Consider the following 20,061-nt stretch of genomic DNA (forward strand, 5'->3'; position numbering starts at 1 on the left):
AAAAGTCCATGCCAAAACAACATACACTCTTGATCTCCGGATAGCCCTCCGCAGGGAACCCCGCGGCAGTCCTGCACTTATTCAATGCAGACCCAGCATAAAGAATGAATGGCTTCTTTATGCTTCGGCGCTGATGCCTTTTACGCATGATCACAGGCTCCAATTCAGCCTCACATGCGCGACTTATCATCCGCGCAACCTCTACCTCACTAAGAGTTAAGAGTGAGGATTTATCACATATTCACATCCGAAGGTTACCAGAGAAATTTTGATCTGTCAAAGGGAACTGATGGAAAAACGGTTGAAGCCTGCATATCAACGTAAAAGGCCGCCTGCTTCGGCAGCCTTGGCGGACGGAGCGCGCAGGTCCCCATCCATTTATGGCGATTATCGGTTATTTTTGTTTTTTCGGACCGCCTCTTGCAGAGGGTCTCCTTTTAATGCCGCCCCTGCATCTTCAAGCGCCCCCTGAACGGCGTTCTGATCTTTGGCTTTATTTTTTCCCCGATCTTTATTGAAGAAAAAACCCACATGAATCACCTCTTTAAAAATTTGGTACAATTTTAATTTGTCTTATCATCAAAAAAATATGCTGCAAGCTTTACCCATTGCATCCAGCTGCGGGATGTTTCCGTTTTCGCATATTCTTCCCGAAAAAAAAATCAAGCCCGAAAGTCGGCAGAATCAGTCTTGAAGGCCTTCAGATCTCTTGATATAGTTTTCTTTAGGAATTAGGTCTTAAAGGAGAAGCGAATATGACAGGAAAAACACACATTATGGGGGGAGTCGCTTCTTGTACGGCTGTCGCTTATTTTTATGGATATGATCCCGTATTTATGACCGCTTCAGGCGTTCTTGGCGCATTGATACCCGATATTTGCCACACGAAAAGCAAAATAGGCAGAAAGCTTCCGATTTTATCAACGCTGGTCAGTTCGATATTCGGCCACAGGACATTCACGCACAGCCTGCTTTTTTTACTGCTTACCGCATTTGCTGCACATTTATACTTTGCAAATCAGAGCATTTTGGTCGGACTGATGGCGGGAATGGCCAGCCATCTGCTGCTTGATGCGGGGACGACAAACGGCATCAAGCTTTTCTTTCCTTCATCAATCAGAATCCGCCTGCCGCTTTACATTAAAACAGGCGGCAAAGCCGAACAGGGCGTAATGGCTGCCCTCACCATTCTTTCATGTTATTTTATTGCCGTCTTAATGGCATGAACGGCGAAATTAGTTTTATTTGCCACCGAAAGTTTTTTTTAGTAATTTAAACATATGCGGGGCTAAGAATTTGTGAGGAGCTATTGATAAATGAAAGAACATTTTTTCAAAAAGCAGTGGTTTTTATGCTTATCGATTTTTTTCATGTGGATGAAGACGTATTTCATCTACAAACTGGGGTTTCACCTGCAGATTGACAATGCGCTGCAGGAGCTGATTCTGTTTTTGAACCCGCTTAGCTTTCTCATCCCCGTATTCGGCATCAGTCTTTTTTGCCGCGAAAAAACAAAGCGGCTGTTTCTAATCGCTGCAAACGTCATACTTACGGGCATTCTGATCGCAAACTGCATTTTTTACGGTTTTTATATTGATTTTATTACAATCCCCGTGTTGTTCCAGGCCAAAAACCTCGGGGGACTCGGAAGCAGTTTTCAGGAGCTGTTCAATCCTTTATTTATCGTTCTTTTCTTTGACTTGGCTTTACTCGCATGGCTGGCAAAACGCCGGAAAACAGAAGTGAAGCCGTCGCGGAAAGCCATCAAACTCTACTATACCGCAGCAGCCGGAATCGCGCTTTTTAATCTCGCCTTATCAGAACTCGATCAGCCGAAATTATTAGCCAACTCCTTTGACAGGGAAGTGCTGGTCAAGCATATCGGATTGTACCAGTTCCATCTGTTCGACGGGATTACGCAAACGTTTAATTTGACGCAAAAGGCGGTTGCGGATGAGAACAGTCTGGCGACGATCGAAAATTATACAAATGCCGACTACAGCAAGCCAAACAAAGAGATGTTCGGCACCGCTAAAGGGCGCAATGTCATTTTCGTGACGCTTGAATCGACGCAAAGCTTTGTCATCGATGAAAAAGTGAACGGAAAAGAAATCACTCCGTTTTTGAATCAATTCATTAAAAAGAGCTATTATTTTGACCACTTTTATCAGCAGACCGAACAGGGAAAAACCTCTGATTCCGAGTTTATCGTCGCCAATTCTCTTTATCCGTCGTTAAGCGGAGCTGTCTTTTTTACCAAAAGCGAAAATCAATACAATTCGATATATAAAACACTGTCGAAAAACGATTATACCTCCGCCGTATTTCATGCCAACAACAAAAAGTTCTGGAACAGGGACGTCATGTACGGCTCTCTCGGCATTGACCGCTTTTATGATGTGGATAATTTCAATGTGACAGATGATAATTCAACAGGCTGGGGACTGAAGGATAAAGAATTTTTGGCGCAGTCCGCAGATATCATGAAGGAATTGCCGCAGCCGTTTTACAGCAGCCTGATTACGCTGACCAACCACTTTCCATTCCAAATTGATGACAAGGATCGGCTGATTGATGAATATGATTCAAACAGCGAGGTGTTAAACCGCTATGTAACGACAGTGCGCTACCAGGACGAAGCACTGAAGCATTTTATCGCGAAGCTGAAAGAAAACGGGCTGTATGAACACTCGGTGATTGTCTTTATGGGGGACCACTACGGCATTTCTGAAGCACATAACGATGCACTCGCCCAATTTTTAGGAAAAAGCGAAATCACACCGTATGATACTGTCCAGCTTCAGCGTGTCCCATTGATTATCCACATCCCGGGGATTACCGACAAAAAGCCGCAAACCATTTCAGAAATAGGCGGACAAATCGATGTCAAACCGACATTGCTTCATTTGCTGGGAGTCGATACAAAAGGCATGATCCAGTTTGGAAACGATCTATTTTCTAACGAGCGAATGCCTTTCGCCGTACTAAGGAATGGAAGCTTTATTACAAACGACTATCTCTATACGAAAAATGCCTGCTACAATCAAAAAACCGGAGAGCTCCTTGAGGATGCGAAAGACAAATGCGGGTCTTTGAAAGAGAAAGCGAATGAGGAGCTTTCCCTGTCCGATAAAATCATCAATGGAGATTTGTTGAGGTTTTATAAAAAATAAGTCTGTTTCGCCCCCTCCCACAAGCATTTACTGCGGTGGGAGGGGCTGTTTAAATTTGCGGACGGTTGGGTATTATATACCGAATGTTCGATATGGCCTTGCGGATTTGCTAATCCTTCGATAATCTAATGAATAGACAATTTTGTTTCGGGTGCCGATTATTTCATGAAGTGTTATAAAATTTCTGAATAAGAAGGTTTTAAAATGAGTGAAACACAACAAAAGATAAACAAAATGCCGATTGTTGCCGTATTGATTACCGGGACTTTTATCGCCATTTTAAACCAGACGCTGCTGACGACGGCGCTGCCGCCTATCATGCGGGATTTGAACATTACCCCGGGGCTCGCCCAGTGGCTGACGACCGTTTTTATGCTTGTAAACGGGATTATGATTCCGGTTACGGCGTTTTTAATTGAAAAATTCACGACGAGAAAGCTGTTTATGGCCGCCATGTCATTATTTACGGCAGGAACCCTGATCTGCGCATTATCGTTCAGCTTTCCCGCTTTAATTGTTGGACGAATCGTACAGGCGGCCGGCGCGGGGATCATGATGCCTTTAATGCAGACAGTGCTTCTGCTGATCTTTCCAAAGGAAAAACGCGGCTCAGCGATGGGGATGGTCGGTCTTGTCATCGCCTTTGCCCCGGCGCTCGGACCGACGCTATCGGGCTGGATCGTCGACCGTTATCCGTGGGAAGTATTGTTTTATCTTCTTCTGCCGTTCGCAATTATTGATATGATCATCGCCTCGTTTATTTTGAAAAATGTGACAGAACAAACATCGCCCAAGATGGATGTGCCTTCGATCATTTTGTCTTCTTTTGGATTCGGCGGCATTCTTTACGGGTTCAGCAGCGCAGGCGTCGACGGCTGGACCGGCCCGGATGTGCTGGCCGGATTTGCGATTGGTGCCGTCACCCTGTTTTGGTTTATATGGAGGCAGCTCCATTTAAAAGAGCCGATTTTGGAATTCAGGGTATTTAAATATCCGATGTTCACGCTTGCCACGGTCATCGGCATGGTCGTCTTTATGGCGATGATCGGGGCTGCGACAATCGTTCCGATCTACATGCAGGATATGCGCCATTTCACCGCAATGGAATCAGGGATGATGCTTTTTCCGGGAGCTGTTGTCATGGGCTTGATGTCGCCGATTACCGGAAGAATTTTCGATAAAATCGGGGCGCGGGTGTTAAGCATTACCGGTTTGACGACCATTTTCGTTACGACGCTGCTGTTGACACACCTGTCAGAGGCGACTCCTTTCGCATACCTGTCGACCGTCTATGCGTTTCGAATGGTCGGAATGGGAATGGTGTTAATGCCGGTGACGACAGCCGGGCTGAACCAGCTTCCGCGCCACCTGATACCGCATGGCACAGCCATGAACAATACGATGAGGCAAATGTCCGGTTCAATCGGAACGGCGATTCTGATCACAATCATGACGCAGCGGGCTTTAGCTGATCCGGCGGGCCCAGGCTCGGAAACAGCGATGATCCACGGCGTCAATCTGGCCTTTATGACCGCGGCCGGTTTATCAGGCGTCGGATTGGTCCTCGCATTCTTTATTAAACATAATCGCCGCGGACCGCTGAATGACCGCAGACGTAAACCGGCCAAAAGCCGCCTCGTGTTGCACGAAGAATAGACAAAATCCCGGGTTCATGACAAGAACCCGGGATTTTGTTTGCGATTTTATTCGAAGCCGTTTGTCATCGTTTCAGGATCAGGACCTACGCGCTCGTCTTTGTTGAGGGCGTCGATTTTTTCCATATCTTCTTTGGATAGTTCAAAGTCGAAGATATCGGCGTTTTCGATAATTCTGTGTTCCTTGATTGATTTCGGAATCGTAACGACTTCACTTTGCAGATCCCACCGCAAAATGATTTGAGCGACAGATTTGTTGTATTTTTTGGCGATGTCAGCAAGCACTTCATTGTCAAGGAGTTTACCTTGCATCAATGGAGACCATGCTTCAAGCTGAATCCCCTGCTTTTTGCAGTATTCTCTTAATTCAAGCTGTGTTAAGCGCGGGTGGAATTCGACCTGGTTGACCATCGGCTTGATTTCTGCATCTTCCAATAAGCTTTCCAGATGATGCACATTAAAATTGCTGACGCCGATCGCTCTGACTTTGCCGTCTTTATACAGCTTCTCCAATGCGCGCCATGTATCTTTAAATTTGGCCTTATCTTTTCCAGGCCAGTGAATCAAATATAAATCAAGGTAGTCAAGGCCAAGCTTTCTAAGGCTTTCATCAAAAGCGGCCAACGCCTGCTCATAGCCCTGGTCACCGTTCCAAACTTTTGAAGTGACGAAAAGCTCCTCGCGGCCAACGCCTGATTCTTTAATCCCTTTGCCGACGCCTTCTTCATTTTGATAGATCGCAGCTGTGTCAATGCTCCGGTATCCGTTTTTAATGGCTGCTTTTACAGATTCGACGACTTGGCTGCCCTCTTCTACTTTAAAGACCCCAAGACCAAACCACGGCATTTTCACTCCGTTATGTAATGTAACAGTGTCTTGTAAACTGCTTACCATATTGAATGACCACCTTTCATTTATTCAGAATGCTTAAATAAGCATCATGTCCATTATCTCATATTGGAGGGAATTGACATAATAAATTGCTCATTTGCCTTCTGCTGCCCGCTCAGGCAAAGCCAAAGCCAAAGCGAGCGCTCCCGTGATTCCCGCATCGTCGCCAAGACCCGGCGGCACGATATACTGATCAAGATCCGGGAGGACGAGATATCCGTTTACATATTCGGAAAGCTTTTCACGAATAAGCGGGAATAATTGCTGCTGCTTCATGACTCCTCCGCCCATCACGATTTTTTCCGGACATAAAATCAAAATATAGTGCATAAGCGCCTGAGCCAAATAATCGGCTTCAAGCTCCCACACCTCGTTGCGGCCGGCCAAATCCTTTCCTTGTTTGCCCCAGCGTTTTTCAATCGCCGGTCCTGATGCCATTCCTTCAAGACAATCGTTGTGATATGGACAGTTTCCTGCAAACGTATCCTTTTCATGGCGCCTGATGAGAATATGTCCCATTTCAGGATGGCTGAAGCTTTGAACCAGTTTGCCCCCGATGACAGCCCCTGCGCCGATGCCGGTGCCGACCGTGATATAAAGACAGCTGTCAAGCCCTTGTGCGGCTCCTTTCGTGATTTCCCCGAGTGCAGCCGCATTGACATCCGTCGTAAAAGAAACGGGAATGCCGAACCTTTTTTTCAGCTCAGGAATCAACGGATAGTTCCTCCATGCCAATTTCGGCGTATTGGTAATATAGCCGAAATCAGGGCTTTCCTTTGCCAATGACATCGGTCCGAACGAGCCGACACCTATTGATTCGAGCTGATACATATCAAAGAAAGCGGACAGCCTTCCAATCGTTTCTTCAGGCGTCTCTGTCGGAATCGTCAGCCTGTCGATGATTTCCCCGTTCTCTGTTCCGACCGCGCATACAAATTTTGTTCCCCCTGCTTCAATTGCTCCGTAATATTTCATCATCTCGGCTCCTTTTTTGTCTGGTTTCTTGTCTTTAATTGAATGATAAATCAGACAAAGGAGGAAAGCAATTCAATATACCTTTGAAAACCCTCACTCATCAAGAAGTTCGGCTTCCAAATCATTGATGTACTGGCGCAGCTGGTGGGCTGTTTCCCTGGAAATTTCACGGTTTTCAAACAGCTCTTGAATTTCATTGCGAATGATCTGGACCGATTTTAAGCGAATCTCTTTTTTTTGTTTTTCATAGCGGACATTTTCCCGTCGTCCTGCGGTTCCGTGCTGAAGCCGCAGAATCAGGCGCTGATAAAAAGCGATGACAGACTGGGCCGCTTCTTTATTGTCGTCATTCATATGCTGTTTTACCGTTTCGATGGCCGCTTTTGCCGTTTGAATCCGGGCCTTTTTCAGCATGTCCGCGCTTTCGTCCCGCTGCCTTCCCGTCTCTTCTTTTTTTCCGCTGTCTATCAAATGCTTCAATTTTATGACGGACACGCCGGCTTTGAACGGATTGGCAAAGAGCATTTCTTTCTCTTGAAGCCTTTCTTTCAGGTTGTCTGCGATGCGCTCTGTGATCTGTTTGCTTTTTCGCATAGCCTCCAGCTCCACCTGTTCCGCTTTCAAGGCATGCGCACGGATTTTGTTTTCCTGCTTTTTGAGGCGCAAATGCTGTTTGAGCGAATATTGTTCAAATCTGAGCCTTTTCATCTTTTCGTTGTACTCTGATATGACGGCCAGTGCAGCGGCTCTATTTTTGTCATTCATCTCCTCTTTTAATGCCTTGATCGTTGTTTTCATCAGCTTTCTTCTGACGCTTTGAAACTGGCTTCCGCTTGACGGGAGCTCCTTCCTTTCTGAAAGAAGCGGCAAAAAGACGCTCGCCGTCATCAATGTGCACAGTATCACCCCGGCTGCCAGAAAGATGATAAAATCGCGTTCCGGAAACGGACGGCCGTCCTCCAACACAAAAGGAATCGAAAACGCTCCGGCCAAGGTCACCGCTCCTCGTACGCCCGAAATCGACATCTGAAGCAGGGAGCGCAGCTTTTCCCTGCCCGAAACCTGTTTCGTTTGAAGCCCCCAATTGCCCTGCCAAAACAAAAACACCCATACAAAACGGAGAATCAGCAATAGCAGCGTAATCAGAATGATGTAGCTGACTACTCTTGCATTGTTAAACGCCGCATTCCCAAATATGACGGAGAGGGCGCCCGGCATCTGCAATCCAAGCAGAACAAAGACAAGACCGTTCAAAATAAAAAGAATGATGCTCCATGTGCTGGCCGACACGATCTTCAGCTTGACCATCGCCGATTCGGCCCTGTCATGCTCAGCCGCATGTGTAATTCCCCCGGCCACGACGGCAAGGATTCCCGACACGCCAAGCTCCTCTGCCGTCAAATAAACCACAAAAGGGGTCAGAATTTGAATCAGCATATGCATTGTCACATCTTCCATCCCGAATCTGCGGAGCAAATAGCGAAACCGAAGAATCAGAAAAGAAAGAACCGCACCGGTGATCAGACCGCCAAAAGCGATCAGCAAAAAGCTGAACACCGCCGCTGACCACGAAAAAGCGCCCGTCACGGCCGCGGCAATTGCGAATTTAAAGGCGACAAGACCTGATGCATCATTCATCAAGCCTTCGCCTTCAAGAAGACGCATCATCTTCGTCGGCATATCGATCCGTTTCGAAAGCGCGCTGACGGCGACAACATCTGTCGGCGATAAAATGGCTGCAAGGGCAAAAGATGCGGGCAGCGGAATCTGCGGAATCATCCAATGAATCGCATAGCCTCCAAGCAGCACGGTTACAAATACAAGGCCGAGCGCCAAAAGAAGGATCGGCGTCCTCAATTTCCACAGCTCGTCTCTCGGTATCCGCCTTCCGTCATTAAACAGCAAGGGAGCGATAAATAAAACAAAAAAAAGCTCCGGACTGAGCGCGATATGAAGACCGCCCGGAAAAGCCCCCGCGATGATGCCCAATCCCACCTGGATCAATGGAACGGGAACAAATGGAATCAACCGGTGAATGATATTCGACATCGCGATAATTGTTAAAAGAACCAAAACAGCGAGGAAAATGGCCACTCAAATACCTCCTATATACCGCAAAGCATGCCTGTTCAGCCGTTCATGCCGGCTGTCTTCGGCCATGCTCTTCTTTGTTCAGTATTCTTTCGCGGCCGAAAACCTATACATTTGCCTTTGGAAACGTCTTTTTCTTCTTAGATGAAGGGTTTTTCACGCTTGGAACGAAGTATCATTTGCATACTCTGCAAAAAGGAGATTGCTGATCATGAATCATCCATTTCGTTCATTTCGTTCGTTATTCCCTGTTTTAACAGATCATATCCATCTGGGCGCCTGTTCTGCCGGCGCTTTGGCTTTGCCTGTCTCAGAAGCGATGGACGAATACCGCCGCAGACTCCTATACTCGGGAGCCGATTGGAGAGCATCCATGGAGAAGATGGAAGCGGCAAAGGATCAATTCGCACGGCTGATCGGCGCCGAACGAGAGGAAGTCGCCGTTCTGGCCTCTGTTTCCGACGCCGTTTCGGCTATTGCGCTTTCACTGCCGCATCATCGTCAAAAAAAACAATATCGTTTTTACCGATATCGATTTTCCTGCAGTCGGACAAGTCTGGCTTGCCCAGGACCGTTTTAAACACAATTTCACAGTCATCCACGGCCATGGCGGAATCATCGGCATCACGCAATACGAACACGAAATATCGGATCAAACCCTTTTGACATGCGTTCCCCATGTCAGCCACTACAACGGATTTCAGCAAGATTTGAAACAGATTGCGGAAATCATCCATCAGAAGGGATCGCTTTTATTCGTTGATGCCTACCAATCCGCCGGACATATTCCGATCAATGTCAAAGACATGGATATCGATATTCTTGCAGCAGGTACAAGAAAATATATGCTCGGCATTCCGGGAACGGCGTTTCTGTATATCAAACGGGAACTTGCAGAACAGTTCAAACCGCAGATGACCGGATGGTTTGTCAAAGACAGGGATTCAGCCTTTGAATTGTTTGATTCCCGATTTGCAGCAGGAGCAAAACGGTTTGAAACGGGAACACCGTCATTTGCCGGCCTTTATGCAGCAGACGCCGCCCTGAAGATCCTGCTTGAAGCCGGAACGGACCGCATCGGCTCTTATTTGCGGAAGCTTGCCGGTTTTTCTCTGCAATACGCCGCGGAAAAAGAGCTGCAGATCGCGGGGCCGCAGACTGTCGAGGGCAGAACAAGCCTGATTTCGGTTTATGCTGAAGACGCGGCCGGGATAGAGGCTAAGCTGAGGAGAAAAAACATTATCACATCAGCAAGAAAAGATATCATCAGAATCGCCCCGCATTTTTACAGCACAAAAGATGAGATGAAATATGCAATTGATGAAATCTCGGCGCTGCTATCGAATTAGACGTTGAAAATAGACAGAGGAGCGTTTTTTCCTTACACTATAAAAAAACATTTCGATCAGGGGATGATGATACACTTTGCAGCGTTTTATTGATGAAGAATGGAAAAAAGAGTTGAAAGAGAAAGCCCGCCGAAACACGCTCTTCACGCTTTTAGCATTTATTCTCGCTCTCGGCATACCGATCGGCTATGTTGTATATACCCAATTTTACTCCATGAATCACTTGCCAAAAGGTGTGCAGCTCATGTCGCTTACATCGCCAAATCAAACATACACCATCAGCATATATCGAACCCCTAAAAGAGGAAACGCCAAAGGCTTTTCCATCAGAGGGGAATTGACAACCGCCTCAAGCGGCGAACGAAGGAATATTTATTGGGGAGACAAAGCAGATCATCCAAAAGTCGAATGGAAAGACGAAAACCACGTTTCCATCAATGACAAGGTGCTTGATGTCCGCAGCGATACATATGATTGGAGAAGGGAGTGATGTTCACTCCCTCTTCATTGTATACAGCCTTTCTGGAACATCGTCTAAAAACGGGCTTTTCTCTCCGAGCGCAAATAAATGGAGCTCATGCATCGCTCTTGTACAGGCTGTATAAAACAGTGTCCGCTCACGCTCGCGCCAATATTGGGTTTTCGATCCATCATAGATGATGACGGCGTCGAATTCGATGCCTTTTGCCAAATACACAGGGATGACCACCACATCTTTTTGGAATGAGCGCGTTTCTTTATCAATCAGCTTGAGCTCGGTATGGGCCTTCAGGCAGCTGAACGCTTCCTTGCATTCCTGAACCGTTTTGCAGATGACCGCAATCGACTCATGCCCTTCATGTTGCAATGCGGCAATACGCGCCGCTATCCGCTCATGATGTTCAGCCGGATCGGCCGAAATCGTCAATACCGGCTTGACGCCGCTTCTGTTAAAGGGTTCAATTTCATCTCCTCCCTTGATCAGCGGTTTTGTAAACTCGACGATTTCCCTTGTCGATCTGTAGCTTCGGATCAGTCTGATCGTCTCCGTTTTCTCTGTTTCAAACACATCTTCAGACAGAAGATCTTTCCCATGAACGCTATGGGCGAGAATCGCCTGGTTTAAATCCCCCAGTATCGTCATTTTGCTTGAAGGAAAAAGGGTTTTAAGAAAAGCAAGCTGAAAAGGCGAGTAATCCTGCGCTTCATCAATGAATAAGTGGCGAATCGCCGTGTTCTTCATCCCGCCTTTGATTTGATTTTTCAAATATAGATAAGGTGTTGCATCTTCATATGGAAACCGATTGGTGCAAAAGCTTTTTTTCGTGTATGCACATATTCCTTCCCAATGATCCGGGCGCACCTCGCCAGCATTCCAGTCTGAAAAAAGCTGCAGATACGTTCCCTTGAAATCAATAAAGCCCAAAGCTTTCACCGCCATTTTTAGCGGCCTGAACTCCCTTTCAACGATGATTTTGGCCAGGAGGGCCTGCTCTCTTTCATAATCATCAAATGTATCCTCGGTAAATTGGCGTTCTTCCTGGAGCTGTTTATAGACGCGCAAATATTCTTCTTGATCTAACAGGTTGCTCTTTTCAAGCGCCCACTCCTTTTTTCTTTCCCGTTTTTCTTGTTTTCTCAATAGATGCAGCAGCCATTTCGCCGTCAGTTCAATCCGGTGTGAAAGCGATCCCGAAGCGCCGAGCGAACGAAAATAATCCTGAATTTGACCGCTTGTTACAATTCTTTTTCCGCGGAACACAATATTTTTAAACAGCAGGTGGCCTTCCGCCAAGTAGCGGACATATTCATCAATAAAGTTTTTGAATGCCAGGCCCGCCTTATATGCAATTGCATGCATCCGGCTTTTGTAATCTCCATTTTCCGGAGCCGTCAAACAAAATTCCAATTGATCAAACGGATTTTCGCATGACACGTCTTTTCCGAGATGCAGCTGTAAATATTCCTGAAACGTTGTCTGCTGAATGTTTTCTTCGCCAAGCTCAGGCAGGACATTGGCGACATAGCTGTTGAACAGCAGGTTCGGGGAAAAGAGCAGCATTTGATTGGACTCGATCTGTCCGCGTCCGCGGTACAGCAAATAGGCGGCTCTCTGCAGCGCGGCCGACGTTTTTCCGCTTCCCGCCGCTCCCTGAACGACTAGAAAGCGGCTCGTCTCATTTCGGATGATTTGATTTTGCTCCTTCTGTATGGTGGCGACAATGCTTTTCATTTGCACATTGGCTTGCTGCCCGAGCACTTCCAGGAGCAGTTTATCCCCGATCGCCATATCGGTATTAAACATGGATTTCAGTTTGCCGTTTTTGATGAGAAACTGCCTTTTCAGCTCAATCGCGCCGGCAATCGTCTCTCCGGGAACGTCATACTGAGCCGGACCCCGTCCATGGTTGTAAAACAAGCTGGAAATCGGCGCTCTCCAATCGTAAATCAAAAAACGTTCTTCCTTTTCATCCATTAATGAACTGAGTCCGATATACACCGCTTCAGCCTTTTGTTCACCTTCTTCCAAAAAATCGACGCGGCCAAAATAAGGAGAATCCTTCACTTTCAAAAGCCTTTTCAATTGGCTGTAAAATTGCTGATGGCTTCTTTCCCGTTCTGACAATACCTCCGCCTGCTGTTTAATGCTTGAAAACGTTTCGATCGCTTCGTTTACATCGGCCAAATTCAAGGTGACATCATCCCAGAAATTTTTTCTCAAATCAATAATGTCCTCTTTTAGCCAGCCGGTCTTACTCTTTAGAGAATGAAGTTTTTGATCTAATTCATTTAGAACCTGTTCGATTCGTTTTTCTTCTTCATGCCAATCCTTGCCGGTTTCCGTCATCTGAATCACTCCCTAAAAAGATTTGACAAAGAAAATAAACCATGATAAAATAAATATGGATAAAAATATAAATAATGATATTTTATGTTAAAATACACTTCATCTTATCATAGATGTCCCGTTCAGATCAATATACCAAATAAAAAAAGCCGATTCTTTCCTCGAGAAAAATCGGCTTTTTTGTCGTTATTCAGCTGTTTGAACGGAGCGAACGGTTTGGCAATTTCCAATTAAACATATAGGAGCAGACCCTGCACGCGACAAGCACGGCAAACAGCAAATATAGGGCAAAAGGCTTCTCCGCCCAGCCAAGCCCAATAATCAATCCTCCTAAAGCAGCCCAAACCGCGTAAATTTCCGTTTTCAGGACAAGCGGCTTGCGCCCGGCCAAAAGATCCCTGATCATTCCCCCGCCGCTTCCAGTTAATACTGCAGCTACGATCACCGCACTGACGGGATGATTCATGTGAACGGCGTATAGCGCTCCCTGGATCGCAAATGCGGACAAACCGATCGCGTCCGAAAAGTTCCCCCATACCTTCCAATGCTTCAGCAGGAGATTTGGAAACAAAAATACGAACGTGATCGAGGCCAATGCGATTTGAAACAGCGATCCCTGCTCCCACAAAGCAGACACCGGAACACCGATCAGCAGATTTCTGATCGCCCCTCCGCCAAACGCTGTGACAATTCCTAATATATAAACTCCTAAAATATCATACTCTTCTTCCATTGCAACAATCGCTCCGCTGATCGCAAAGGCAATGGTTCCGATGATGCTCAACGCTTCCCAAGCCATCCAAGGTGTCCTCCATACGAATTTTCAATCTTTTTGATTTTATAACTACCCCAGCCTTGAAATCAACATGTAAAATAAAATATATCTTATAATAATGGAAGTATACCGGGGAGGACGGCCTTCTCTCCCAGCATAAAAGGAGTGGAGCGATGGAACAGATCATCACCATAGAAGATGCCAAAGATGAATGGCATTCAATATGAAGAAGAAAAAAAGCGGCTGCAGGCACTCTTTGAAAAAACTTCGTTCGGGATCGAACACATCGGGAGCACCGCCGTTTTCAGTCTTGCCGCAAAACCAGTGCTGGATCTGATGATTGGAAGCAAACACCTCGAAGCAGAACGATTGACATTTAAATAGAGTCATTCATTCTCTTTCTCAAAGGAAGATCATCGAAAGAAATAAAGATTCTATCCGGATATTAAACTGGACCATGCTAAAAGGGTTATCCAATGGGATACGATATGAATAGAGCGTGGGCGACCTTTCTTTTGACGAAGGGGATGACCGCCTTTAGCCGTCTTTATAAAGCGGATCAACTTGTCTGTAAGAGCGGCAAAAGGCTGAGGGGGAAGCGTAGGGTTTGTTTCTGATGCAGCCGCCTGGTTACTTTGTGTATTGGACATAGTAATATAATAGAACAGCCATAATCAATGCGATTGTCATGGTCATTAATTTATGCTTCGTTTTTTTGAACATGCGTCTGCTCCTCTCGCTTTGCTTTTTCAATCACGTCTGTAATAAATGGCGCTTTTCCTTCTGTATAGGATATACGGTCGCGCGGAAAACGCTGAGCCAAATCTCTTTTCTGCGCTTCATAATCTTTCCGGGCCTTTGGATGGGCTCTTACATAATCGCAGCAATGTATGCAGCAGCTTGGGATTATCGATCTCATGCCGCCGAATATATTGAAAAGACAGCCCCACCAGCAAACATTCGCCGACTGCCTCAATTTGCGACTGAACGGGTACTCCGCTAATCAATTCAATGTCCCCTATAACTGATAAAGGATAGCTGAATCGGAGCAAAAGTGATTTTCCGGTTTCAACGCTCGAAGTGACCTTCAACTTGCCCTCAACCAAAAATAAAAGCGACTCCATATCACTTCCTTCATGCAAAATGATTTCACCTGGTTCGTATTGCTGCAGCCGAAATGGGATGTTTTCGATTCGGTCAAACATATTTTCAAAACGATATTTATATAAGATTGTTTCAAGCAGCTGCGAATCTTGAATAATTTTCACGATGAAAGCTCCTTTTTGGACAAATGTCCTTTTCATTATAAGCTGAATTGATAGGATATGGATAGGACAACGGATAGGAGTGGATAGATCGTGAATTTTGTATTTGATTTGGATGGCACCATCTGTTTTGAAGGACAACCGGTTTCTGAACATCTGCTCATGTCGTTTGAAGAACTGAAAGCCCAGGGCCATGAAGTCATTTTTGCTTCAGCAAGACCGATCCGGATCTGCTTCCTGTTTTGCATGAACGGTTTCATCATGACAAAATGGTTGGCGGCAACGGCTCAATGGTTGCGAGAGAAGGAAAGATCATGTCGACAGCATGCTTCGATGACCGCACCCTTTCCGACATGATGCAATTGCTGGAGGAGCATCGTCTCGCTTATTTAATAGACAGTGATTGGGATTATGCATATACCGGTCCGGCCGGGCATCCCATTTTAAAACATCTTGATCCGCAAAAGCGCGCTAAAAATGTTGCCCTGGGTGAATTGCGGCATATTGTGAAAATCCTGCTGCTCACCTCAAAAAATATGAAAAAAGTAGAGGAACAACTCGGCAAAATGGATGTTGTTGTACACGTCCACGCCAATGAAGGCGTTCTCGATGTAAGTCCAAGAGGAGTGGACAAGTGGAGCGGACTTCAGCAGCTTGGAATAAAACAAGGAGAATATATCGCATTTGGAAATGATGCGAATGATATTCCGATGTTTAAATATGCGCTGTATGCTGTGATGGTCGGTCATCATCCCCAATTGGCGCCGTTTTCTTCCGAACAGCTGCCATTACATGATCATATCGAACATTCTCTCGTTCAAACATTGGCTGAACTGGGGCGTGTCTATTCAGAAAAGGCAATGAAATAAAAAAGAACAGCTGAGCCAGCCGCAGACTTGTCGCGGACAGCTTGCAGCTGCTCATCTGTTCAAAGTTACCCCTATCTTGTTAATACCATTCTCACCGTTTTCAAAATATGTCCTTCAAAGTCTTCATCATACTCAGAAACTTTCTCAAATCCTTTTGCTGTATAGAAGGTTTTGCCGATTTGATTTTCTTTTTCAACGTCGACGAAAATCTTTCTGACCTTTTCCAGCTGTTTGATCCCCTCATGCAGCAAGGCCGTTCCAATGCCTTTTCCCTGATATTCCGGGTATACATAAATCGCGGCAAGAAAGATTTCCCCCCTTCTCATTGACCGGGGAATAGTTGGCAAAGCCGACGATTTTCCCATCCGCTTCTGAAACGAATAAGAAAGAACGATTCAGGCGTTGCTTCATCCTTTCATCGTTATAGGCGGAATCCAGAAATTTTTCTTGGATCTCCCGGGGGATGATGCCTTCATATGTATGATTCCAGCTTATTTTCGCGATGTGCTGAACTTGCGGGATGTCTTTCTTTTGCATCGTCCGGATATGAAATTCCATATAGACACCTCTTCCAATCCATCTAAGTTTTCCAAATATTATAACATCTCTCCACCCGAATGAATATAAAAAAGAGCATTGCATATGCAACGCTCTTATTCTTTTTCCCCTTTCATCAAGCACATGCAGATGATAATCAAAATAAATGCGATGAGCGCGAGAAACGGAATGGTGATAAAACCGAGCCAATTGATGTATTGCCCCGAACACGGCACTCCTGTAACACAGGGCTTAATCCCGCTGAATCCGGGAACCTTTTGCTCCAAATAATGCATCAGGGAAATAAATCCGCCGATGGCCGCCATCGGCAGCACATATTTTTTGACGCGGACATCCCCCTGGAATGTCGCAATCCCGAGAATCAGAACCAGCGGATACATCATGATCCGCTGGTACCAGCAAAGCTCGCAAGGAATGAATTTACGGATTTCGCTGAAGTACAGGCTGCCGAGTGTCGCCGTTAAAGAGACGATCCAGGCGCCATATAGAAAAATCAACTTATTTTTCATTTGATTTGCCTTTCAGCTCTTTCTCGATCGCTTCTTTAATTTTGTCATAATTAAAAGGCTCGGCAATCTTTTCGCCGTTGACGAAAATCGTCGGCGTCGAATTGACTTTGTATTCGTTAATCAGCGACTCATCCGTTCCCAGTTCTTTTGAGAAAGTTTTGTCGCTCAGACTTTTGATAAGCTTGTCACGCTTGACTTTCGTATGAGATTCGGTGATATCGGCCAGCTTCGCCGGTGTCGCCCACTCTGATTCCATCGTGTCATTGTCGGGCTGCGCTTTATATAATGCTTCATGGAACGCCCAGTAGGAATCCGGGTCTTCTTTCCACACCTGTTCTGATGCCAGGGCGCTCAGTTCAGAACCTCTGCCATGCTGTTCATTGACAAAATTAATATATGAAAAATTAACTTTTCCTTTATCAATATAATCTTTTTTCAAATCCGGAAATACGTTTTCAGTCCATTGTTTGCAGCTCGGACACTTGTAGTCTCCGAATTCTGTAATGGTGACCGCCGCGCTTTTATTTCCGAGAATCGGCTGTCCTTCTGTCGATGGCTTGTCATCAAACGTTTGCGAAGCGTTTTTGGTTTGATTGTTGATAACGATCAATGCACCGATCAGGAAAACGACCACGACTGTCATTATGACGGCAAATTTCATCGGTGACTGCTGTTTCTTTTTCACTTAGACACCTCATTATTTTATATTTTTTTAATATGTCAGTTTCATAATCTCTTTCATTTTAACAAGTCAAGCCATGTTCGTGAAGACGCTAAAAAATGATTTTCCAGTTCTTTAGATGGTAAAAATGTTACAATTCTTTAACATTTAAAACCCGCATCGCATTTAAAACAGCAAGAAGCGTCACGCCGACATCTGAAAATACGGCTTCCCACATCGTGGCGATTCCGAAAGCGCCCAACATGAGAAAAACGCCTTTTATGCCGAGGGCAAAAATAATATTTTGCCAGACGATCGTTCTCGTCCGTTTGGCAATGTGGATCGCTTCTGCGATTTTTGACGGCTGATCCGTCATGATCACGATATCTGCAGCCTCAACCGCCGCATCTGATCCGAGTCCGCCCATCGCGATCCCGATGTCCGCTCTCGCCAACACGGGTGTATCATTGATGCCGTCACCGGCGAACAGCAGTTTTTCTTTAGGAAGCTTTTGCTTATCAAGCTCTTCGATGCGGTCAACTTTGTGCTGCGGCAGAAGCTCTGCATGGACTTCATCAATGTCAAGCGCCTCTGCGACAGCCTCGCCCACCTCTTTCGCATCTCCCGTCAGCATCACTGTTTTTGCGACACCCGCTTTTTTCAGGGAGGAAATCGCGCGGCGGGCATCTTCTTTTACGTCATCCGCAATGAGAATCGAACCGATGAATTCATGATCGATCGCTACATAAATAACGGTTCCGATGCCCTTCTCTTCTTGATAGCGGATGTGTTCCCGCTTCATCAGCTTGGCGTTTCCGGCCAAAACGCTTTTCCCGTTTACAACCGCCTTGACGCCATAGCCCGGCATTTCACTGTAATCTTTTATGTCTTCCGGTGAAACGGTCTTTCCGTATGCTACACGGATCGACTCCGCAATCGGATGGCCTGAGTGGTATTCGGCAAGCGCCGCATATTCCAGCAGCTCTTCCTCTTTGATCTCTCCACCGGCCGGCGACAGTTTGACGACCGCAAATTCCCCTTTCGTCAATGTGCCTGTTTTGTCAAACACCGCATATTTCACATCGTTCAACGCTTCTAAATAATTGCTGCCTTTTACAAGAATGCCGGCTTTTGACGCGGCACCGATTCCCCCGAAAAAGCCGAGCGGAATCGAAACAACGAGCGCACATGGACACGAAATCACCAAAAAGACAAGCGCCCTGTACACCCAATCCGATAATGAAGCGCCGGGAATGACAAGCGGCGGAACAAATGCCAAAAGAAGAGCGATGATGACGACAAACGGTGTGTAGTACCTCGCAAATTTCGTGATGAAATTTTCGGTTTTCGCTTTTCTGCTGCCGGCGTTTTGCACCAAATTGAGTATCTTCGAAACGGTCGATTCCCCGTATTCTTTTTCGACTTTCACTTCGAGTACTCCGCTTTTATTGACGAATCCGCTTAATACCTCTTTGCCCGGCCCTACTTCCCTCGGGACGGATTCTCCTGTTAAAGCGGAAGTGTCAACCATTGACCTTCCCTCTGCTACCTGGCCGTCAAGCGGAATTTTCTCCCCGGGCCTGATGATGATCACATCGCCCGGAGCGACGGTTTCAGGAGACACTTTGACAGCTCCGCCCTCCGTTTTCAAATTGGCATACTCCGGACGGATATCCATCAAATCGCTGATCGATTTTCGGGAACGGCTGACAGCGGCTCCCTGAAACAGCTCGCCGATTTGGTAGAACAGCATCACCGCCACCCCTTCAGGGTATTGTCCGATAATGAAAGCACCGGCTGTGGCAATGGTCATCAAAAAATGCTCATCAAAGACCCGACCTTGAAAGATGTTTTTGACCGCTCTGAATACAACATCGCCGCCAATGATCAGGTAAGCAAGGAAAAAGAGAAGCCATTCCGCCATCCCTCCGGCGGGAACAAGAAATCCGGCTGCTCCGCATGCCGTCCCCGCTGCAAGCCTCGCAAGCGTTTTTTGGATGCGCTTGTCGCCTCCCTGTTCCCTTTGTGAAGCCTCTTCTTTCAACGCAACTTTGATATGCGGCTCTATGGCGTTCACTTTTTTCTTAATCTCAGATGATATATCAGACCCGCTGCTTGTCGCGACCGTCACTGTCAGGGTGCTTGTCGCAAAATTGACCGAGCATGCTTCAATTCCTTTCATCCCGGCGACCCCGTCTTCAATTTTTCGGGCGCAGTTTCCGCAGTCGAGGCCGTTTAACATATATTCCTGCTTCACTTTTTCCATCTCTCTCACCTTTCTTTATATCAAGCTGGAGCGATTTATATCATATATGAACATATACGCATATAGTTTATAGCTTTATTATATGCCCCAGCATGAAAATGTGTCAATCAGCTACATGCACCGGCTTCCAAGCGAAACGGTGTTCACCGTTTCCCCGGTTCCACACCGAAACTCAGAAGGCATATTGGAAGCAGCCT

Annotated in this window: 16 protein-coding genes, 3 pseudogenes and 1 riboswitch; of the genes and pseudogenes, 7 read left to right on the forward strand and 12 right to left on the reverse strand. The window is 46.1% G+C overall.

All coding sequences use genetic code 11. The features are described 5' to 3' along the window. Positions 1-33: 33 nt before the first annotated feature. Positions 34-212: riboswitch (Lysine riboswitch) on the reverse strand. 175 nt (positions 213-387) lie between these two features. Next, positions 388-531, reverse strand: coding sequence for a small acid-soluble spore protein SspJ (gene sspJ, locus R5H20_RS19550; RefSeq protein WP_006639063.1), 144 nt, complete (start codon positions 529-531; stop codon positions 388-390). A gap of 224 nt (positions 532-755) precedes the next feature. On the opposite strand from sspJ, the gene R5H20_RS19555 reads away from it, so the two are divergent. The 3 genes from R5H20_RS19555 (at position 756) to R5H20_RS19565 (ending at position 4,829) form a co-directional block, all read left to right on the forward strand. Then, the gene (locus R5H20_RS19555) at positions 756-1,226 is read left to right on the forward strand and encodes a metal-dependent hydrolase (RefSeq protein WP_006639064.1); all 471 of its coding nucleotides are present in this window, start codon (positions 756-758) and stop codon (positions 1,224-1,226) included. A gap of 90 nt (positions 1,227-1,316) precedes the next feature. Beyond that, the gene (locus R5H20_RS19560) at positions 1,317-3,173 is read left to right on the forward strand and encodes an LTA synthase family protein (RefSeq protein WP_006639065.1); all 1,857 of its coding nucleotides are present in this window, start codon (positions 1,317-1,319) and stop codon (positions 3,171-3,173) included. Positions 3,174-3,377: 204 nt separating this feature from the next. Then, positions 3,378-4,829, forward strand: a complete 1,452-nt coding sequence (locus R5H20_RS19565) for an MDR family MFS transporter (protein ID WP_006639066.1) — start codon at positions 3,378-3,380, stop codon at positions 4,827-4,829. 47 nt (positions 4,830-4,876) lie between these two features. Here R5H20_RS19565 and R5H20_RS19570 read toward each other — a convergent pair whose 3' ends face one another. The 3 genes from R5H20_RS19570 to R5H20_RS19580 form a co-directional block, all read right to left on the reverse strand. After that, entirely contained in the window at positions 4,877-5,722 is an 846-nt protein-coding gene (locus R5H20_RS19570) for an aldo/keto reductase (RefSeq protein ID WP_006639067.1), read from the reverse strand. A 90-nt stretch (positions 5,723-5,812) separates the two neighbouring features. Continuing rightward, positions 5,813-6,694 (reverse strand): ROK family protein, encoded by an 882-nt coding sequence (locus R5H20_RS19575; RefSeq protein WP_006639068.1) that lies wholly within the window; start codon positions 6,692-6,694, stop codon positions 5,813-5,815. Positions 6,695-6,787: 93 nt separating this feature from the next. Beyond that, positions 6,788-8,743, reverse strand: coding sequence for a Na+/H+ antiporter (locus R5H20_RS19580; RefSeq protein ID WP_206702708.1), 1,956 nt, complete (start codon positions 8,741-8,743; stop codon positions 6,788-6,790). 253 nt (positions 8,744-8,996) lie between these two features. On the opposite strand from R5H20_RS19580, the pseudogene R5H20_RS19585 reads away from it, so the two are divergent. Both R5H20_RS19585 and R5H20_RS19590 read left to right on the forward strand, forming a co-directional pair. Beyond that, positions 8,997-10,134: pseudogene (locus R5H20_RS19585) on the forward strand (aminotransferase class V-fold PLP-dependent enzyme). A gap of 76 nt (positions 10,135-10,210) precedes the next feature. After that, entirely contained in the window at positions 10,211-10,624 is a 414-nt protein-coding gene (locus R5H20_RS19590; RefSeq protein ID WP_006639070.1) for a DUF5412 family protein, read from the forward strand. A gap of 3 nt (positions 10,625-10,627) precedes the next feature. On the opposite strand, the gene helD is transcribed toward R5H20_RS19590, so the two are convergent. After that, the gene (gene helD / locus R5H20_RS19595; RefSeq protein WP_317907700.1) at positions 10,628-12,961 is read right to left on the reverse strand and encodes an RNA polymerase recycling motor HelD; all 2,334 of its coding nucleotides are present in this window, start codon (positions 12,959-12,961) and stop codon (positions 10,628-10,630) included. 190 nt (positions 12,962-13,151) lie between these two features. Continuing rightward, complete coding sequence (locus R5H20_RS19600; RefSeq protein ID WP_006639072.1) at positions 13,152-13,760, reverse strand: trimeric intracellular cation channel family protein; 609 nt, start codon at positions 13,758-13,760, stop codon at positions 13,152-13,154. Positions 13,761-13,943: 183 nt separating this feature from the next. On the opposite strand from R5H20_RS19600, the gene R5H20_RS19605 reads away from it, so the two are divergent. Continuing rightward, positions 13,944-14,120: a GrpB family protein gene (locus R5H20_RS19605; RefSeq protein ID WP_006639073.1), complete on the forward strand. Its 177-nt coding sequence runs from the start codon at positions 13,944-13,946 to the stop codon at positions 14,118-14,120. 316 nt (positions 14,121-14,436) lie between these two features. Here R5H20_RS19605 and R5H20_RS23670 read toward each other — a convergent pair whose 3' ends face one another. Both R5H20_RS23670 and R5H20_RS19610 read right to left on the reverse strand, forming a co-directional pair. Beyond that, entirely contained in the window at positions 14,437-14,655 is a 219-nt protein-coding gene (locus tag R5H20_RS23670; protein WP_081605399.1) for a GrpB family protein, read from the reverse strand. Next, positions 14,576-15,004: a Crp/Fnr family transcriptional regulator gene (locus tag R5H20_RS19610; RefSeq protein WP_006639075.1), complete on the reverse strand. Its 429-nt coding sequence runs from the start codon at positions 15,002-15,004 to the stop codon at positions 14,576-14,578. The genes R5H20_RS23670 and R5H20_RS19610 overlap by 80 nt, the downstream gene beginning before the upstream one ends. A gap of 90 nt (positions 15,005-15,094) precedes the next feature. Here R5H20_RS19610 and R5H20_RS19620 point away from each other — a divergent pair. Further along, positions 15,095-15,870: pseudogene (locus tag R5H20_RS19620) on the forward strand (HAD-IIB family hydrolase). Positions 15,871-15,941: 71 nt separating this feature from the next. Here the strand turns inward: R5H20_RS19620 and R5H20_RS19625 are convergent. The 4 genes and pseudogenes from R5H20_RS19625 to R5H20_RS19640 form a co-directional block, all read right to left on the reverse strand. Further along, positions 15,942-16,428 (reverse strand): annotated as a pseudogene (locus R5H20_RS19625) (N-acetyltransferase family protein). Positions 16,429-16,523: 95 nt separating this feature from the next. Then, positions 16,524-16,937, reverse strand: coding sequence for a disulfide oxidoreductase (locus R5H20_RS19630; protein ID WP_006639076.1), 414 nt, complete (start codon positions 16,935-16,937; stop codon positions 16,524-16,526). Next, on the reverse strand, positions 16,927-17,622 hold the full coding sequence (locus tag R5H20_RS19635; protein ID WP_006639077.1) for a DsbA family protein: 696 nt from the start codon (positions 17,620-17,622) through the stop codon (positions 16,927-16,929). Before R5H20_RS19635 ends, R5H20_RS19630 begins: the two co-directional genes overlap by 11 nt. A gap of 127 nt (positions 17,623-17,749) precedes the next feature. Beyond that, positions 17,750-19,864 (reverse strand): heavy metal translocating P-type ATPase, encoded by a 2,115-nt coding sequence (locus tag R5H20_RS19640; protein ID WP_006639078.1) that lies wholly within the window; start codon positions 19,862-19,864, stop codon positions 17,750-17,752. Positions 19,865-20,061 lie beyond the last annotated feature (197 nt).

Origin of the sequence: Bacillus sp. KICET-3 (genome assembly GCF_033261025.1) — a bacterium.
Taxonomy (GTDB): domain Bacteria; phylum Bacillota; class Bacilli; order Bacillales; family Bacillaceae; genus Bacillus; species Bacillus sonorensis.

What these genes read in the sequence shown, in the direction of transcription:
- R5H20_RS19600 (WP_006639072.1), bottom strand. Translation starts at nt 13,760, where the DNA reads ATGGCTTGGGAAGCGTTGAGCATCATCGGAACCATTGCCTTTGCGATC.
- R5H20_RS19580 (WP_206702708.1), bottom strand. Translation starts at nt 8,743, where the DNA reads ATGTCGAATATCATTCACCGGTTGATTCCATTTGTTCCCGTTCCATTG.
- R5H20_RS19605 (WP_006639073.1), top strand. Translation starts at nt 13,944, where the DNA reads ATGAATGGCATTCAATATGAAGAAGAAAAAAAGCGGCTGCAGGCACTC.
- R5H20_RS23670 (WP_081605399.1), bottom strand. Translation starts at nt 14,655, where the DNA reads ATGAGATCGATAATCCCAAGCTGCTGCATACATTGCTGCGATTATGTA.
- R5H20_RS19565 (WP_006639066.1), top strand. Translation starts at nt 3,378, where the DNA reads ATGAGTGAAACACAACAAAAGATAAACAAAATGCCGATTGTTGCCGTA.
- helD (WP_317907700.1), bottom strand. Translation starts at nt 12,961, where the DNA reads ATGACGGAAACCGGCAAGGATTGGCATGAAGAAGAAAAACGAATCGAA.
- R5H20_RS19640 (WP_006639078.1), bottom strand. Translation starts at nt 19,864, where the DNA reads ATGGAAAAAGTGAAGCAGGAATATATGTTAAACGGCCTCGACTGCGGA.
- R5H20_RS19555 (WP_006639064.1), top strand. Translation starts at nt 756, where the DNA reads ATGACAGGAAAAACACACATTATGGGGGGAGTCGCTTCTTGTACGGCT.
- R5H20_RS19560 (WP_006639065.1), top strand. Translation starts at nt 1,317, where the DNA reads ATGAAAGAACATTTTTTCAAAAAGCAGTGGTTTTTATGCTTATCGATT.
- R5H20_RS19575 (WP_006639068.1), bottom strand. Translation starts at nt 6,694, where the DNA reads ATGAAATATTACGGAGCAATTGAAGCAGGGGGAACAAAATTTGTATGC.
- R5H20_RS19630 (WP_006639076.1), bottom strand. Translation starts at nt 16,937, where the DNA reads ATGAAAAATAAGTTGATTTTTCTATATGGCGCCTGGATCGTCTCTTTA.
- R5H20_RS19570 (WP_006639067.1), bottom strand. Translation starts at nt 5,722, where the DNA reads ATGGTAAGCAGTTTACAAGACACTGTTACATTACATAACGGAGTGAAA.